At 35.5% G+C, this 16,293-nt stretch carries 17 protein-coding genes; 3 read left to right on the top strand and 14 right to left on the bottom strand.

Annotated elements, in window-relative coordinates; all coding sequences use genetic code 11:
- Window positions 1-13: 13 nt before the first annotated feature.
- A complete protein-coding gene (locus JCM9157_RS12340) occupies window positions 14-493 on the bottom strand; it encodes a hypothetical protein (RefSeq protein WP_035665092.1) in 480 nt (159 codons plus the stop codon).
- A 218-nt stretch (window positions 494-711) separates the two neighbouring features.
- Window positions 712-1,266, bottom strand: coding sequence for a hypothetical protein (locus JCM9157_RS12335; RefSeq protein WP_035665090.1), 555 nt, complete (start codon window positions 1,264-1,266; stop codon window positions 712-714).
- A gap of 312 nt (window positions 1,267-1,578) precedes the next feature.
- Here JCM9157_RS12335 and JCM9157_RS12330 point away from each other — a divergent pair, with 312 nt between their 5' ends.
- Entirely contained in the window at window positions 1,579-1,773 is a 195-nt protein-coding gene (locus JCM9157_RS12330; protein WP_035665088.1) for a hypothetical protein, read from the top strand.
- Window positions 1,774-1,922: 149 nt separating this feature from the next.
- Here the strand turns inward: JCM9157_RS12330 and JCM9157_RS12325 are convergent, their stop codons facing one another.
- The 8 genes from JCM9157_RS12325 to JCM9157_RS12290 all read right to left on the bottom strand — a co-directional run bounded on the left by JCM9157_RS12325 (window position 1,923) and on the right by JCM9157_RS12290 (window position 8,307).
- A complete protein-coding gene (locus JCM9157_RS12325) occupies window positions 1,923-2,135 on the bottom strand; it encodes a hypothetical protein (RefSeq protein WP_235714963.1) in 213 nt (70 codons plus the stop codon).
- A gap of 124 nt (window positions 2,136-2,259) precedes the next feature.
- Entirely contained in the window at window positions 2,260-2,598 is a 339-nt protein-coding gene (locus JCM9157_RS12320) for a hypothetical protein (protein WP_035665086.1), read from the bottom strand.
- Window positions 2,599-2,716: 118 nt separating this feature from the next.
- Window positions 2,717-3,469 (bottom strand): hypothetical protein, encoded by a 753-nt coding sequence (locus tag JCM9157_RS12315; RefSeq protein WP_148296863.1) that lies wholly within the window; start codon window positions 3,467-3,469, stop codon window positions 2,717-2,719.
- Between the two features lie 539 nt (window positions 3,470-4,008).
- A complete protein-coding gene (locus JCM9157_RS12310; protein ID WP_035665084.1) occupies window positions 4,009-4,839 on the bottom strand; it encodes a hypothetical protein in 831 nt (276 codons plus the stop codon).
- Window positions 4,840-4,963: 124 nt separating this feature from the next.
- Window positions 4,964-5,260, bottom strand: a complete 297-nt coding sequence (locus tag JCM9157_RS12305; RefSeq protein WP_035665083.1) for a nucleotidyltransferase family protein — start codon at window positions 5,258-5,260, stop codon at window positions 4,964-4,966.
- 598 nt (window positions 5,261-5,858) lie between these two features.
- Window positions 5,859-6,308 (bottom strand): GIY-YIG nuclease family protein, encoded by a 450-nt coding sequence (locus JCM9157_RS23425; protein ID WP_052013117.1) that lies wholly within the window; start codon window positions 6,306-6,308, stop codon window positions 5,859-5,861.
- 11 nt (window positions 6,309-6,319) lie between these two features.
- The gene (locus tag JCM9157_RS12295; protein ID WP_035665081.1) at window positions 6,320-7,129 is read right to left on the bottom strand and encodes a hypothetical protein; all 810 of its coding nucleotides are present in this window, start codon (window positions 7,127-7,129) and stop codon (window positions 6,320-6,322) included.
- A 188-nt stretch (window positions 7,130-7,317) separates the two neighbouring features.
- Window positions 7,318-8,307 carry a ParB N-terminal domain-containing protein gene (locus tag JCM9157_RS12290; RefSeq protein WP_035665080.1) on the bottom strand — a complete coding sequence of 330 codons (990 nt, stop codon included), beginning with the start codon at window positions 8,305-8,307 and terminating at the stop codon, window positions 7,318-7,320.
- Window positions 8,308-8,796: 489 nt separating this feature from the next.
- Here JCM9157_RS12290 and JCM9157_RS12285 point away from each other — a divergent pair, with 489 nt between their 5' ends.
- Window positions 8,797-9,108, top strand: coding sequence for a hypothetical protein (locus JCM9157_RS12285; RefSeq protein ID WP_035665079.1), 312 nt, complete (start codon window positions 8,797-8,799; stop codon window positions 9,106-9,108).
- Between the two features lie 673 nt (window positions 9,109-9,781).
- Here the strand turns inward: JCM9157_RS12285 and JCM9157_RS12280 are convergent.
- Both JCM9157_RS12280 and JCM9157_RS12275 read right to left on the bottom strand, forming a co-directional pair.
- Complete coding sequence (locus tag JCM9157_RS12280; protein ID WP_035665078.1) at window positions 9,782-10,300, bottom strand: hypothetical protein; 519 nt, start codon at window positions 10,298-10,300, stop codon at window positions 9,782-9,784.
- Window positions 10,300-10,494 carry a hypothetical protein gene (locus tag JCM9157_RS12275; protein WP_035665077.1) on the bottom strand — a complete coding sequence of 65 codons (195 nt, stop codon included), beginning with the start codon at window positions 10,492-10,494 and terminating at the stop codon, window positions 10,300-10,302. The genes JCM9157_RS12280 and JCM9157_RS12275 overlap by 1 nt, the downstream gene beginning before the upstream one ends.
- A 456-nt stretch (window positions 10,495-10,950) precedes the next feature.
- On the opposite strand from JCM9157_RS12275, the gene JCM9157_RS12270 reads away from it, so the two are divergent.
- On the top strand, window positions 10,951-12,225 hold the full coding sequence (locus JCM9157_RS12270) for a hypothetical protein (RefSeq protein ID WP_035665075.1): 1,275 nt from the start codon (window positions 10,951-10,953) through the stop codon (window positions 12,223-12,225).
- A 96-nt stretch (window positions 12,226-12,321) separates the two neighbouring features.
- Here the strand turns inward: JCM9157_RS12270 and JCM9157_RS12265 are convergent, their stop codons facing one another.
- On the bottom strand, window positions 12,322-13,653 hold the full coding sequence (locus tag JCM9157_RS12265) for a hypothetical protein (RefSeq protein ID WP_035665074.1): 1,332 nt from the start codon (window positions 13,651-13,653) through the stop codon (window positions 12,322-12,324).
- A gap of 58 nt (window positions 13,654-13,711) precedes the next feature.
- Window positions 13,712-16,165 (bottom strand): heavy metal translocating P-type ATPase, encoded by a 2,454-nt coding sequence (locus tag JCM9157_RS12260; protein ID WP_201768899.1) that lies wholly within the window; start codon window positions 16,163-16,165, stop codon window positions 13,712-13,714.
- Between the last annotated feature and the right edge of the window lie 128 nt (window positions 16,166-16,293).

Raw genomic sequence — 16,293 nt, 5'->3', positions numbered from 1 at the left:
TATCCTCCTTTAATTAATTATCATCATTAGATGTATCGTCCATTTCGTAATGTTCTTTATGTATAGCGTTTGTTAATCCATAATCAACTAAAACTACTTTGCCATTTAATTTCCCCCAAGAACGACGGTCTTTAAATATATCCCCATCCCCTAAATCAAATTCATCTACAAGAACTTGTACAACATCATTTGCAGGTATTTCATCTGTATCATTTAATTCATCACATCTACGCATTATTACTACATCATCGTTACCATCAATGATTGGTGCTAGATACTCTTTTTGTTCGTCTGTAGCCTTTTTCCAAACCCTAATTTCATTTCGGTTTTGTTTCCAGCTACCCTCCATACCGTTTGAGACTTTAGCCACTCTATCTTTATCAATAGCATATACGGTTCTGGCAAAGCCGCCACCCAGTTCCTCGAATGAGTCATCAATCTGAAAATCATCATTATCTAATTCTAAAAGGTCATCATTCGTAAGATTACACAAATACTCTCCCTCAATACCTTTATACTAGCTTATATTCTTAATCTTTTCATGGTCTATTACTGTGTAGATACTTTTCTTCGTATTTACATACTTCACACTTCTAGATGCTTGTTTATGTTCTCACTCCCTCAAGTGTATTCAAATTAAAAAGGACACCAACAATGCTTAATGCGATGCGTGTCCTCCAGTGTGTTGATAGAACTATATTTTATTGTGTTCTAATAAGATAAATCCTCATGTATAACTCTATCGTTTACTGAGTTAGTCTGTCTAGAAACTTTTGTGATGTATTCTTGGTGAATGTTCTTTGCAGTATCCAAGTTAAAGTTTCTCAGTAATTGCGGCAAGCAACAAGATTTTAATAATTCGACATCAGGTTCACCAATTCCTTTCCAAATAATAAAAGGCTGGTTATGATCTTTTCGCAATATTTGATGATCCCCACGAGTATCAACTACACCTAAAAACGGTCCTGATGTATTTTTACTAACGTATAATAATTGGCTATATCTTGATTCATTAACTTTTTCTCCGCTACTCTTGAAGATGTTTGCAACTGCCTGCATATGGCTTTCTGCAGTTCCTTTCTGATAATTAGTCATTAGTTGAGGAATTAAAGTTATAATCCCTCCACTTCCTGCTCCGCCGATTAACATGTCATCGTACTTGAAAATTTTTCTGTCTGTTCTACTAGTTCCGTTTTCATTTGATACATGAGTATCACCGGAAATTAAGGAAAATTCATCAGTTAAAGTACAGCATACTAATGTCATAGATAATTCTTTCCCTCCATCTACAAACTTTTATTCTATCTATTACAAGTAGTGTAATCCTTCACAAAATCATTTAAAAGTGAAGACTCTTGATGCACAGTATCCGTCAAATATGAAAAGACGATCACTTTGAACGTAACCGTCTCATTGGATAGGTAATTTTCAACAGTATATTTGTACTATGCAACAAATGACTCTCCCTGGTGGTTAGTTACTCTTCTTCGAAAAAATATGCTTTTAGAAAAAATCATTGTCAGTACATTTCTATTTATTATAAACTTGATATGATTTATATAAAGGTGGTAATCATTTATGTCAGAAGAACAAAATTACAAACCCAAAAGAAAATATGAATGGTTAAGTAAATGGGTGAAAATGACTGGAGAAAGAGCTAGAATCGACGCAAAAGCAAATAACAAATACATTGTTTACGAGAAAAACGGTGAACTCGTAAAAGAATTCCCTAATGGTGATATTGTTCCGTTGAATAAAGACGCTGAATTGTAATGTATAGCCATAAAATTTGTAGAAAGAATCATTTTGCCATAGTTAAAAAGAGTGACCCCTTTGATAACTCCAGCTCAATCGTAAAAGCTCTCCATTTGTTTATGAAAAACCCCCACAATATCAACGCAACTTCAAGTACGGCGTATTACTTATTTTATATCCCACTCCCCTTCACAATCAGGGCATTTCCATTTTACAATTTGGTCTTTTTTAATATCTGAAATACCTATTTTTCGAGTGAAGTGTGTGGCATTATAGGAACCATGTTGTTTTTTTGGTATTGGCTCTCCTTGCAAATCAACATTACAATTTGGACAATTTTCTTTACTGTTCTTCATCAATTTATATCCTTTCAGCCCCATTTTTCCCTTCTTAAAGGAATATATGACGTTTCTAATTTACCTTTGGTGAAAGTTATCTTTGTACGCAGTAAAAACTATGGTATTTCCACCTCCAAAAGCATAAACAGACACCTTTGAAAGAGTGTTAAATTGTTTGATTAGATTGGATTTCTATAAATGCTTCTTTTGCCATCTGTACTGCTTTAGGTTCTTCTTTATTAATTCGAACAGAATCAACGATGTATTCTAGAGCTTCAATCACTTTATCGTTCTTTATGATCCTTATTACAGCGTTAACTCGAGTTCTAGTACCGCCATAATCCTTATCTCTTCCCTGACTATTAAATACCTCTCGAACAAACTCATTTTTAAAATCTTTATCATTTTCTAATTCATTGAATTTGCTCAATATCAATGCAGTATATTCGCCAACAAACCATCCACCAGCAGATTCAATATTTCTTTTCAATGTCTTATCCTGCATTTTTATCACCTCTAATGCAATTGTATCAAAATATTCTGCAGCCAGTGTTAGCAATTTCTATGGCTTTCAATCGTCACTAACTTTACTTAATTAATCCTGGCTTTATAAGCTTAACCATCTAATCACTAGGATTAAGTGGGATAATGACTAAAAAATTATTCGGAATAATGCTAACCTCAGGCTTCATGTAGGCGAATATTTGCGGCATCTTTCTTCTGTGAACCATATTCCAAACAACATAAAGCGCCGTTTTAATTAGCCAGAACTTCAAATCTGTTTTTTCCTCATAGTCTTCCTCATACTCGTACTTTTCTAAATAAAAAGAGTAGTAAGCAAAGTAATCTAATGGAGCTTTATATTTAATAACGTATGGTTTACAAGTCTGTTTCCATCGTTCTTCTAGAACATCAGCTTTAAATAATTCTTTCAGATTATGCAATATTTCTGGCTTCTCATGAACTCTTCCACCATAATCTTTAACATCTTGTATGCTAAAAAAGCTGTTTATTTGATGATCGAAATATACTTTTCTAGCAACACTGTCTAATCTTTCATCCTTATCATCAGACCAACTACTGTTATAGGTAATATCGAACTGGTTACCCTTAAACCACATTAGTTTATTAGACACATCAAATTCAATCTGAAATTCTCTTAAGTACTTCTTTATTGGTGTATTCATTGTTAATGCCTGTTGTAAATTTAGTAAACCGGTACTTTTAATAGATTTACAATCGTCATTATTAGAAGTTACATGGAGCGCTACGGCTTCTATATTCTCATGTTCTAACTTATCTAATGAAATATTAAATATATCAATAAAACCATCTACATCAACATCATTGTCATCTGATTTTACGTACTCAATCACACTTTTAGGATCGATCTCCAAATAATCATTTAAAAATTGAAGTGAGCCTTCAAAACTTGTTATATTAAAAAGTAAAGACATATAGATTCTCTCCCTTCTCCCATTAAATTATAGCATTTTCATCCCCCCTACTAAGTGAATTTTAACCAAAAACAGTCGATTTCCCATACAAATGGATCGACTTTTTTGATTGCTTTGTATAACTAATGCATCGATAGCTGAGAAACCCTAGCGGCAAAGAACAAGTTCTGTGTCGCTAGGGTTTGGTTATTAAAATAACTTTATAAATTAAAATGCCAATAAATAAACCTGGGACTAAAAAGACCATATATCAAAAAGCCACTAACTCGCGTTAATGGCCTTTTGTATGGCTTTCTCGACAAGGAAGGCAACGATCTTTTGTTGTACCTGTCTCACTTTCTCCTCATCAATTTCATTACTGCTTGGGTGATAGACGAATTTTAGTTGCTTTGCCAATCTAAATCAATTCATGACAATGTATGAGGTGATAAGGTTGTCCTATGACGAGCTAAGATGAATTATTCTTTATCCAAACCTAAGAAAAACTCAACAAAATCTCGCCCAAACTTGGACATCTCGAAATTTTCTTTTGACTTCATTTTTGGTTCTTTTAACTTAGGCAATGACCCTTTATTTCTTGGATTGGTTAGCTTATCAAGGTAAGTGTATAATTCTTTAAACCTCTTCGCGATTTCATCAAGATCATCTGTAATGTTCAAATCCGTTTTCGTTGTTAGTAGCCCAATCCTTAATAAATTTCTTCTGACGGATTCATATTGTTCGTAACTGATACCGCGCCTCTCCATAACATCCTGAAACGTTTCCCGGGCTTCTTGGTCAAACATAAACCGAGAGGAGTACATAAGCCTTAAAACAGAAATATCGACTATTCTGAGCTCTTTAAGCACATCATAATACGTTAGGATAAAATCATCCGACACTTGTTCGTGCTCTGTGATGTTTACAAACCCATTGACCATGTACTCAATTTTGTCTTCTTGTTGCTCATCAATGACATAATCCATTACATAATGAAAGAGTTGATCAATTTTTTCTTTTTGTTCATCTGATTTATGCTCTAAATTAACACGGATGTCTTCTATCTTGGTGTATAAATACTCAGCAAAAGTTGTCATGTTTCTTTCAAAACGATTGCGCTTATAATTTTGAACCGCACCTGAAACGCCAGGGATAAGTGAACCTGCTGTATCCACCAAGATATCTCCTACCACACTTGTAATAGAATTTTTTGCAACTTCAGCTGCAGTATCACTACCAACACTTAGAACGGTTTCTAGCGTGAGTCCTTTTCCGGTTTCTTTTAGATTTTTTCTTTTGTCTTCATTCAAAAGCGATCTCTCCCCTTGAAATCATATTATAAAAAGCCAAAAGGGAGTAATTTGCTCCCTTGGATTTATCATACCTTCCAAAATAACATTGTTTCAAATCAACAGTACAATATCATTAAGACTTTTATTCAGTATCATCCCAGAGGTAGACAATTTCTTTGAGTATTTGCTCTCGCAATTGTGGTTTTAACATTGTTTCAGTAGCTAAATCAACCTTCATGCCTAATTTATCTTCTAAATAATATTTGATAGACAAGAATTCTAAACCGAGTGCCTTCTCAGATTCTATTAGAATATCTACATCACTAGAATCTTGTTGTTCATTACGAGCGTATGAGCCAAAAATGCCAATTTTTTTAATCCCGTATTCTTCTTGTAAGAATTTTTTTGATTCTTTTATTTGTTTTTCCAGAACTTTCATTATGGCATCACAATCACCCTTCTCTTATAACCACTTTTCAAACCATATTATCAAAGTACACTTATATACTTTCTTTTAACAACCCTGCCCCATTAGTTAAGTGTATTATTTCACAAGGCAACCTAAAAATGAAGATATTTGTTGCACAGTATTAAGTCTACTACGTAGTAAGATAATGATCCCATCTTCAAACGATTTTACAATCCTTCCTATATTTACGCATTTTAATATTCTTATCTAATGCCTTTTTCCACAACACAACGCTTTTTACTTTTATGATTATCATTTCAGAAAATATAACAAAAGACCATTTACCGACTACTAATCTAGCAACAGACTAACAATGGATTGAATAGTAATTGCAGATTATATGATTTAATGATGTTTACGTATACTTATAACATTAAATTTCTACATCACAAAAAACTATCAAAGTTAATAAGCTGTTGCTAAAGTGTCGTGTAAAGTATCGGAAATTAACTAACGCTAGACTTTTGCTTTTGCCATTCTAGAGTCCGCTTAGTGCTATCTCTTTTATCAATGAAGTAATTTTACGCCCTATAAATAACACTTGGATTCTCTCCAAGTGTTATTTTAGTTAATATCCCTTAATTGAATCATCAATGTCTCTTGGATAATTTGATTTTTTAACCCATTCAATTTCTTCTTCGGATAAGTCGAACCATTCTCCTTTATATCTCTTTTGGTCAAAATATCGATGAAATAGATTTTCTGTTTTATGGTAGTTCCTAGTCTGTATTAAATGTTCAACACTAAATTCATATGGCATAATTGTACCGAAATCACTTTTAATTCTTTGTTCGGGATTTTTGGCTTTACCAATTTTCACTCGGTTATTCCCCGATTCTCTTACAAAGTAGACAAATCCACTATCAAGATTTTGTGAATCATAGCGATGACGTACCAACCCTAAATCATGCCATTCCTCTATATTCTTTTCATCATTATTATAAGGGTTATAATGTTTCCATAATATGAATATTAATAAACTTATTACTGCAATAACAATGATATCAAAAAGATCCATTTTTCTGCTCCTTATTGAATCATTAATGTTGGGGAATATACTCTTTCAATCGGTTGAAATCCACTACGTTTTTTAAAGGAAACCATGTGCCGATGTTTTTGAAGGACTAAGATAGGGTTCTGTAATCTCCTATCGAGTGTGTCTTCAACAACAGTAGAAATAATCGGAGAGTGGTGCGTACGAGTCCCAGCTATACCATTTAGATAAATGGTGTTACACGGTAAAACCGCAAATAAATCTTGGACAATTTTCAATAAACAGCTATAGACATATGATTCATATAAAGAATATCTTTTCGTCTTGGGCATATCATGATAACGTAAATAACCTCTCTTAGTAATCTTTTCTATCTTGAATGGAATTATAACATCTATCGGCTGAAGAAAAACGTCACACTCAACTGTTTTCTGATCATAAACGTGAAGGCTATACGCCTGAGCTACATCCAGTTCCTTGTGAAAGGTTGCATACTTTCTTACCGCTTCTCTCCAAGACTCTTGATCCCCTTGTAATACCTTTTTAACAAATGGGTATCTTCTTTTCCAATTACTATATAAATCCGAATCCATTCTCCTGGCTTTTTTTTGCTTTGATTCCCAATACCTAACTTTGAGTTTATCTAAGCATACGAGGCGTTCAATCTTTGAAGAGTTATATTTATTTTTGATATCAGCCCAAAATTTTTCATTAGGACCTATTTCGCCTTGCTGGTAAGGTTCAGCTATCTGCTTGTCCCAATTTATAGAAGAACAAGTGAACAAATGATAAGATTTCAATTGTGTTAAGTACGATTTGTGTCTTTCAGTAACCTTATAGCTCATACAGATCATCCTAGTTATTAGTAAAAACATTAAGAAACATCTTTATGTAGATTATGGATTAGTTTTGATTTTCTATTCATTAAACAAGAAAATCACCTAATTCTTTTGTATTATTCGGCTCGCCAAAAGCAATTTCTTATTATGGCTGAAAGAAGGTAGTCAAGCTATCTTGCCTACCTTCTTTCAGCCTATAATACATGATCGTTTTCATCATCATTTTCTTCAAACCTATAGCGAAATCCGCCTTTTTCAGTTTTCTCACCGTAAATCCATTTCAACTTCTTATTTAGTTCCGATAAAGCGTTCTTCAGCCTTCGCTTTTGAAATTGATCTTCTACTTGATCTCCAACTTTTGGATGGACCTTTTGCGACATCTTTTCTAACTCAGAACATAGATTCTCAACCCATTGAACAATATCTCCATCGGCCGCTCGTTCTGGGTTGGTTTTTATCACTTCCTCTAACACGATGCGTCTAGCATGAGATTTTGTAAATTGACCTTCTCTTAAAGTTAACAATAAAGATTCTTTCTTTCCCTCCTCTTCAAGTAAAGAATACATCTCATCCTTTAATGTTTTCTTTAGTGCCGCAGCATGAACTGTTGTAATTGACCTATTTCTCAGCTCAGTAAGAAGAGCTTCTATAAATTCGTCCTCTAGATCTAAATGGTAAATAACATCTAAGGCTTCTTGACTTGCTCTTAGCTTTGCTATTTCTACCCGTAATTCTTCAGGAACATTTGAACCTTTTAAACACTTTCTTAGAGTAGATATAGGAATGTTTAACTGTTTAGACAACTCTTTTTCTGTCAATCCGTTTTTTAATGCCTCTTCTATCATAAATTGCCTTTCTATCCCAGTCCTTCTTCTACTATGGAACGATTCACCTAGTCTTTCCATGTTACGGTCAAATTGGGATGACAGTTGTTTAACAACAAGACATTTTACTTCTCTAAACTTTAACGGGAAGAGGCTTCTAATTTCTTTAATCGCCTCAATCCTTCTTAACCCATCTAATATAAAATAATTTCCGTTTACATCTGGACCTTCAACTTCTAATGGCTTGTTTAATCCGTTTGCTTTCACATCATCATAAAGTGAAGAATTATTTAAATGAACTCTAGGTATTGAATCATACTTGAGTTTATTGATTGGAATTAAAACTTCACCATTATTCATTTTAAGCACCCACCTTTTTATAAAAGACATATGATTGAATTAATTTGTCCTATTACAGTTTTCCTAGTTTGATAGTGAATTTTTTTAGTAAATTCATTTAAGTTACAAGCTTTTATGCACAGCTGAGTGGATGACTTCGACTAGAGCCAACAGAAAATATTTTTAGAACGCCAAAGAGAGCAGCACTTGTAAAAGTGTTACTCTTTTGAATAAACGCACCCCGTTAGAGCTTAAAACTAAAATTTTTTTCTTCTTACGAACTTGTCACTTCCAAAGAAAAATCCTAGTCGAGATTTCCTTCTTCAATAAAGAGCATCTATCCAAATTAGAAGCGAAGATAGAAGCCCTCGGACAAGAAATTGAAGAGTATAAATTTACTAACATTTTAATCGACTAATAAAGTGAAATAAAATTATCCCCTACATTAGCCACCCAAAAGCCTATCTCTTATAATAAGCCATATTACAAAGAAAAGGAGATTGGTAAGATATGAGAATATATCAGTTACAAACTACTTGGAAAGATGGTAATGATATGGGGGGTGTAAGTTTTTACTTCAAGGTTGAGCCACATGTGCGAAAGGGGGAAGAGCTGCAAATGATAAAACAAGCTGCGAAGGATTTTTTAATGACAGATGAAGGCAAAAAAATTAACAAATCAAATTGCAACGGGAATTTCGGATGGGGTGACATTTTCGAGATTCCCCATGAAATGTTTAATAGATACGGTTTGTATCACCACGAAGGACCCAAAGTCTTTCATTCAGATACCGTGGAACACGACGTTCCTATTTTGTTTTAACGGAAATTTGAAATAGAAAGAAATAGAATATTGAATACCCTTTTCGTTTACTTAGGAATCATTACTAACCCTAATGATACCTATTATATTTACCCTATTTATAACTTTATCGTTTTTCTTGGATGTTTTATATACCCGTAAAGAAAATTTCTAGTTATGACCAAATGACACATCAACAAAACAGCTCTGTATTAATGTTAAAGCTAGTGAAACCCAAACAATAAGAGACTTTTTCTTAAAAGGACAGAAAATCGGGTTAAACCCCTCCTTTTATGTACGTTGATAAAAAGTTATTTTCATACTGGAACAATGACCCAACTCATTTACATTTTTTGTACTTTTGTTGTTATAGTAATTGACAAATCTTTTTTATTTACTCAATTTACAATATACAAATTTTAAATCCTACTACGTAAAAACAACATTTTACGTAGTACTTTCTTGGATTTTTAGGGACTATTAACACCTTTCCCCTTTAGATCGTCATCGTCGAATTAATAGCCGAAAAACATTTTCATACCATGTAGTATTTTAAAGTTCGTAAGGAAAAAGAGAAAGCTATTCATCCACGGATACAGGATGAATAAGTAAATTACCTAATTCAGCAAAGTGTTCATGGAACATATACGTTCTAGTAGGTTACTTTTCTCATTCTGAACTTGCACAGTAATTGTTACTGTTGGGAGAGTTTTCGCAACTGTTCCTGTTTCTTTATCCCATATCTCGTCATCCCCCGTGGTTTGTATACTGACAAGATCGTAGTTAAAAACAACACCACTAATCCACCCCCAGCATGAAGAAGTTGTCCCCACAGACCATCAACGTTAAGAGCACCAGTCTGATGGGTGACATTCGCTAGATAACTAACTGTCGGCATATTTAAAAGCAAAATAACAGTTGCAACTATGGTAAGAAGAAGTTTAAAGAGAATCCAATAATGCCTAAATAAGCCCCAGGGGGTCCCAAGTGACATGACAAGCCCAGTTAGAAAAGAAACGAGTGCTAATGGGACAATGACATACCATCCAATAATCTCCATAGCACTCCACGCAACTCTCCCCATTTGAACATCTTGCGCTGTCAATGCAGCTATTACGAGAGCTATATATCCAAATACCGCTCCCAGCCAGCCAACTGTTGATGTAATATGTATCGTGAGTGTTAATTTCCGAAACCATGGTACCATGATCATTAATAACTACCTCCGAAAGGTAAATGGCGACCTGGTCCGTGATCGCCGGTGAAGATCATGATGACAACTAGTACAACTATGAGGATCACAATGATTCCTATTACCTTAACCCAGGTTGGTGTTCTATGGTTAGAATCAGAGCCGGAATTTTCCACATCCTTTTCAGTTTTAGTGCCTGATGAAAACTTTTTCATTTAGGTAACCTCCAAATTATAATCTACAGTTAAGTATAACAATTTTTTATGAACATTCGATGAATAAAATTTCTCTTTTTAGCTATTCAAAGACCAGATGGTTTACTAATTTTTCTCTTTCATATGTTTATATCCTTCTTCTAAATCCACTAACAAAACAATTACTAATTAATCATCAAGGATACACAAACGTGTCGTTCTACAAACTTTCTACAAAATTTATTTATAATATGTGGTTAGAATATAAAATCTAGAGGCGAAATCAAGGAAACTTAGATTTTTGTGATGACTACCTTAGGGAGAGGAATAGCTAAAGATATAAAGCAAACAAGAACGAATACTAGCTAATATCCGCATCTTTGATATTTACGATCCTTACAAAAATTGCGTTTTCAAAATATGTGTATAGCTGATTTGTCAGACTTTTATAGCCTCAAAAAGTATAGGAGATGTATTATGATATATGGAATAGAAAGCAGAAGGTTAATTTTTATTCGACATCTAGGCGTAGCGGTATTTTCCGCTATATTGGTTTATTTGTTTTATCTATCTTATTCAGCATGGGGGGTTGTTCCTGCTTTATTCCCAGATTGGGGAGCTGATCATCCATTTTGGAGGGCATGGGCACATGCTGCATTTGTTCTTCTTTTCCTTACCCTGATCATTTCACCAGCTGCCACACTATGGCCCCCTATTAAACGATTGTATTCTTGGAGGCGTGAATTGGGTATATGGTTTGCTGTGTTATCTTTCGGACATGGTTACGCTATATGGGACCGTTGGGCGCGCTGGGATGTGGCAAGATTATTTGGATTTGAATATATGGAAGACGTAGGTGGATATATTCTCTTTAGACCAGAAGTTGGCATAATGAACATGATGGGACTTATAATAGCTCCTATGATCATCTTACTTGTCGTTACTTCTTTTGACGGGGCAGTAAAGTTACTCGGAGCATCTGCGTGGAAGTGGCTTCACACCACATTAGTACATGTTATTTTCTATATTGTTATGATTCGCGGTGTATTGTATCTTTTTTATTTCTTTCAATATTCGCCTCCTAACTGGCGGGCGTATCCTCCAATTTGGTTCTTATATGTTTTTCTTGGGATGGCTATTTTTGTCGTTTTACTTCAGGCGTGCGCCTTTACTAAGACTGTACTCCATCGGAGAGGACGCAAACAAAAGAATGGTATTATCCAGATAGCTGCAGTAATTGGTATAGCCATAATGTTTGCAATGCCTTTGGTGCTAATGACGGGAACGGTTGCTTATTTTGACAATCGAACGATAAAAGAACCGCCTGAGTTTACCCAGGCCGCAGAAGATTATGCACAAAATTTTGAAATGGTTATCCATGAAGAAAACCAGAATACTTACATTTGGGCAAAAAATCTTGACAGCGCACCATACTTTCGTCAAATGACCGAAATATCAGGGGAGAAGGTTCTGAACCAAATATACCGTTACGATGATCAGACTTTATATATGGAAGAACTAGATGCTGACATGGAGCTTGTTTGGTCTAAAATAGAGAATGTGAGACCAGAAGATATTGGAATTTTAGAAGTTGCCATAGAAACAGGAGGATGGGCAGAACAGTACGGAGCAGGAGAACACAAAATCCCATTTTCTAGTGGAGAATTACAAGTCTCCATTCATAATGTAGGGGAAATCATTCCCGATGCGGTGTTTGAAATTCCCGAAGATATTGAATTTAGTTCACCTTAATGAGGTATCCGTAAGTTAATTCTGAAATTCTACTGCATAGTATTGAAATCTGAATCTTAAGAGGAGAGGTGGTTATACCAACCTCTCCTCCATTTATTAATGTCCTCCGTGGTCGTCTCCGCCTAATGATACAATTTCTAGTTTTTCATCTAGAATGCCTTGAGTTGTAAATGAAATATCCTTAAATGTTCCTATCATAAAACCATGATTATATGGACCTTCTGTAGGATCATCACTAAAAGCAGGCTTAACAGTTGCTAGGTATTGATAAACTTCATCTGTAATTTCACCTTCATCTAACCAAATTATTGGAGCATGCTTTCCTAAATGAGCAAAAGGAGCAGCTGCAATGGCAAGTTCAGGTGTATTAGTTGATGAAAATACAAAACCATGCCCAGGACTAGTAATTCCCCAACCAAAGTCTATTTCAGCGTCTTTAAATGACGCGAATTCAATGGATTGAGCTATTGGATTATCGCCTTCAACTCGATGGACTGTACCATACGTTTCTAACTCTTGAGCAATCTCATCAGATATAATATCTTCTGGTCCTACAAGATAGATCGTTACCCCATTCTCTCTTGCATTAAGAGCATCAATTGTTTCTTGAGGAATACCATCATTGTCTACATAAAGTAAAGATTCGTTCATGTGAGCAATCCAGTTTCCAACAGAAATTGTATATTCTTTTGCGTTTTCCTCTGAAGAACCAATTATTACATTTGGATGAACTTCATTAATGGTTTCTGTGAATTTTTCTTCAATGTTTCTAGCAAAATCTGCTACATTTGCACCCTGTACTTGTTCAACATTGTAGGCGTTTAATTTATTTAATTCTGCTTCTGGAAGATCGCCAACCACGAGGACTTGAGTGTCTTCACTATTGCCTTTTGGTTGTAGTCGATTAAGTTCATTTAAGACATCTTCAGAAATTTCTCCGTCCCAATACAACATAGGACCATCATTAGGATGGTGAACCAGTGTTAGAGCGGCTAAGGAATATTGCCATTGATTTAATGGAGCCAATATAACTGTCCCAGGTTGATTTTCCTCATGGGTTGCTGGCCAAATGGTTTGTGATACGTGAATTGACAACTGGATAGGATCATCCTCATTTATTCGAGTAATGTTCTTAGTATTTACGACCTTTAATTCATCAGTTGCTAAATCATTAAGGTTCTCCGGAGCTTTTGCCGCTTCCTGTTCTAAATTAGATCTATCTACGTCAACTGAGTCACCATGGTGCCCTTCATGATCCATCTCTTCGTCCATATGATCTATTTCTTCGCCGTGATCGATATCCTGATCGTTTCCATGCCCTGCATGATCTTCTTCGACTTGGGTACAAGCGGCAAGGAGCATACTTAACAGTAAGAAGGAGACAACTAACATCAACTTAATAGCTTTTGCTTTTTTCAATTTATCCATTCCTTTCTAATGAATAACTCCATTTATCTCTCCTACCTTTATCTTATCCAAATTAACTCTACTCAATCGTTGATTTGAATTTTTTAAGTCTTAAAGTGTTTAACACAACCGAAACAGAACTAAATGCCATTGCTGCTCCGGCTATCATAGGATTCAGCAGAATTCCAAATTGGGGATATAGTAAACCCGCTGCTACTGGAATCAAGACAATGTTATAACCAAATGCCCACCCAAGGTTCTGCCAGATCATCTTCATCGTTGATTTAGATAGTCTGAGGGCCGTTACAACGCTTTTAATATCACCACGCATCAAAGTGATATCTGCGGTTTCCATCGCAACATCCGTCCCCGTTCCAATGGCAATTCCTACATCGGCTTGAGCGAGTGCAGGAGCATCATTGATACCATCACCGACCATAGCCACCATTTTTCCTTCTCCTTGTAGTTTTTTTACTTCTTCTGCCTTATGTTCAGGTAACACCTCAGCAATATAGTTATCGATTCCGGCTTCCATTGCAATCGCTTTGGCAGTTCGTTTATGATCGCCTGTTAACATAATCACTTCAATGCCCATCGATTTTAAAGCTTTGATAGCTGGGATGGTTCCTTTTTTCAATGTATCAGCTACTGCTATGATCCCTGCAAATTCCCCGTCAATCCCAACATACATGGGTGTTTTCCCTTGATCAGCTAATGCAATTGCTTTTTCTTCGTATAACCCCAAATCAATATTGTATTCACTCATCAGTTTGATGTTGCCAATTAAGACTTCTTTGGTATTTAATGAGGCAAGTAATCCGTGACCAACAATCGCTTCGAAAGATTCAGGGTCATTTATAGGAAGGTCTTTTTCTTTGGCAGCTTCCACAATGGCTTCACCTAATGGATGCTCTGATGCAGTTTCAACTGAGGCAGCCATTTGTAAAAGTTCATTCTCGCTTACTATGTCAGTTGTAATAATATCCGTTAGCTTTGGCTTGCCTTCCGTAATAGTACCGGTCTTATCTAAAACAACGGTCTTAATTTTATGGGCACGTTCTAAACTTGTAGCATTTTTAATTAGGATGCCATTTTCAGCTCCTTTTTCTGTACCAACCATGATTGCTGTTGGTGTTGCCAAACCTAACGCGCAAGGACAAGCAATAATAAGAATCGCAATAAAGGTAGTTAATGCGAAAATCAGACTTGGGTCCGGACCGACAAAATACCAAACAATAAATGAGACTACCGCTATTAGTAAGACTGCCGGTACAAAGTAAGCAGAAATTAAATCAACGACACGTTGAATGGGAGCTTTCGAACCTTGAGCTTCATTAACCATTCGAATAATTTGTGCGAGTGCCGTTTCTTTCCCTACTTTTGTTGCACGAAAACGGAAACTTCCAGATTTGTTAATAGTCGCACCGATAACCTCATCTCCAGATACTTTTTCTACTGGGATAGACTCACCGGTTAACATGGATTCATCTATCGTAGATCTACCTTTCGTGACGACTCCATCGACAGGAATACGTTCACCTGGCCTTACAATGATCTCATCATCAATCTTTACTTCATCAACAGAAATTTCGAGTTCATTTCCATCTCTAATCACTCTGGCTGTTTTTGCTTGCAAACTCATTAATTTCTTAATTGCCGTAGAGGTTTGCCCTTTTGCTTTCGCTTCAAAGTAACGTCCTAAGAGGATAAGCGTCGTAATAACGGTTGTGACATCGTAATAAAGTTGGTACGGGAAGCCCATTGCCGTAAGCTGATCCGGAAATAACGTCATCGCACCACTATAAAGCCATGCAGCTGACGTACCCATTGCTACTAATACATTCATATCTGCTGAACCATTTCTTAATACCTTATAGCTATTTTTGTAAAATCTCCAACCAGGTACGAGTTGGATGTAACTTGTTAACACAAGTAAGAATAAAGGATTAGACAAAAATGTCGGTACCCATGCTCCCCAGCCATGCATCATGTGAGGGATGCTACCAACTAACACAACGGTTGTTAAGACGGCTGCTACTGTAAAATCTTTTAAAAGCTTTCTCGTTTCTACCTCTTGCTCATCAGATTCTTCTCTCTGTTCATTTTCATTGATAATTGATGCTTCATATCCTATCTTTTCAATTCGTTTTATAACAGCTTCGGGATCTAATATTCCTTTTTCTCCTTCAACCTGAGCTTGATTAGCAGCCAGGTTCACATTAACAGATTGCACACCTTCTACTTTTGCAATAGCCTTTTCCACACGGGTAACACATGATGAACATGTCATTCCCTTTACAGAAAATAGAACCTTTCTTTGATCATCGTTATCAATGGGCTTAGCATCATATCCAGCCTTCTCAATAGCCTTTATAATTGCCTCAGACATTTCTATTGTTTCATCCGCTTCAACTTGAGCTTGATTGGCTGCCAGGTTTACATTAACAGATCGAACACCCTCTACTTTTGAGATCATCTTTTCAACGCGATTGACACAAGAGGCACATGTCATTCCTTTTACCGAAAATATCATCTTACTCACCTGATTCCCCTCCTTTACAATTCGAATAATACTGTTATTGTGATCATATTTCCCTTATAGATTACCAAAAGAATGTAAAGAAAATATGTGAGATACATCACAGATTCTTCTTTGTTCTA

This window comes from Halalkalibacter akibai JCM 9157 (genome assembly GCF_000513135.1).
GTDB classification, from domain to species: Bacteria; Bacillota; Bacilli; order Bacillales; family Bacillaceae_D; genus Halalkalibacter; species Halalkalibacter akibai.
This window is presented reverse-complemented; position numbering and strand designations above follow the sequence as displayed.

Excerpts from the sequence above, each read along its gene's own strand:
- JCM9157_RS12265 (WP_035665074.1), bottom strand. The coding sequence starts at position 13,653 with ATGGATAAATTGAAAAAAGCAAAAGCTATTAAGTTGATGTTAGTTGTC.
- JCM9157_RS12280 (WP_035665078.1), bottom strand. The coding sequence starts at position 10,300 with ATGATCATGGTACCATGGTTTCGGAAATTAACACTCACGATACATATT.
- JCM9157_RS12270 (WP_035665075.1), top strand. The coding sequence starts at position 10,951 with ATGATATATGGAATAGAAAGCAGAAGGTTAATTTTTATTCGACATCTA.
- JCM9157_RS12290 (WP_035665080.1), bottom strand. The coding sequence starts at position 8,307 with ATGAATAATGGTGAAGTTTTAATTCCAATCAATAAACTCAAGTATGAT.
- JCM9157_RS23425 (WP_052013117.1), bottom strand. The coding sequence starts at position 6,308 with ATGGATCTTTTTGATATCATTGTTATTGCAGTAATAAGTTTATTAATA.
- JCM9157_RS12325 (WP_235714963.1), bottom strand. The coding sequence starts at position 2,135 with ATGGGGCTGAAAGGATATAAATTGATGAAGAACAGTAAAGAAAATTGT.
- JCM9157_RS12260 (WP_201768899.1), bottom strand. The coding sequence starts at position 16,165 with ATGATATTTTCGGTAAAAGGAATGACATGTGCCTCTTGTGTCAATCGC.
- JCM9157_RS12335 (WP_035665090.1), bottom strand. The coding sequence starts at position 1,266 with ATGACATTAGTATGCTGTACTTTAACTGATGAATTTTCCTTAATTTCC.
- JCM9157_RS12305 (WP_035665083.1), bottom strand. The coding sequence starts at position 5,260 with ATGAAAGTTCTGGAAAAACAAATAAAAGAATCAAAAAAATTCTTACAA.
- JCM9157_RS12285 (WP_035665079.1), top strand. The coding sequence starts at position 8,797 with ATGAGAATATATCAGTTACAAACTACTTGGAAAGATGGTAATGATATG.
- JCM9157_RS12330 (WP_035665088.1), top strand. The coding sequence starts at position 1,579 with ATGTCAGAAGAACAAAATTACAAACCCAAAAGAAAATATGAATGGTTA.
- JCM9157_RS12295 (WP_035665081.1), bottom strand. The coding sequence starts at position 7,129 with ATGAGCTATAAGGTTACTGAAAGACACAAATCGTACTTAACACAATTG.
- JCM9157_RS12320 (WP_035665086.1), bottom strand. The coding sequence starts at position 2,598 with ATGCAGGATAAGACATTGAAAAGAAATATTGAATCTGCTGGTGGATGG.
- JCM9157_RS12275 (WP_035665077.1), bottom strand. The coding sequence starts at position 10,494 with ATGAAAAAGTTTTCATCAGGCACTAAAACTGAAAAGGATGTGGAAAAT.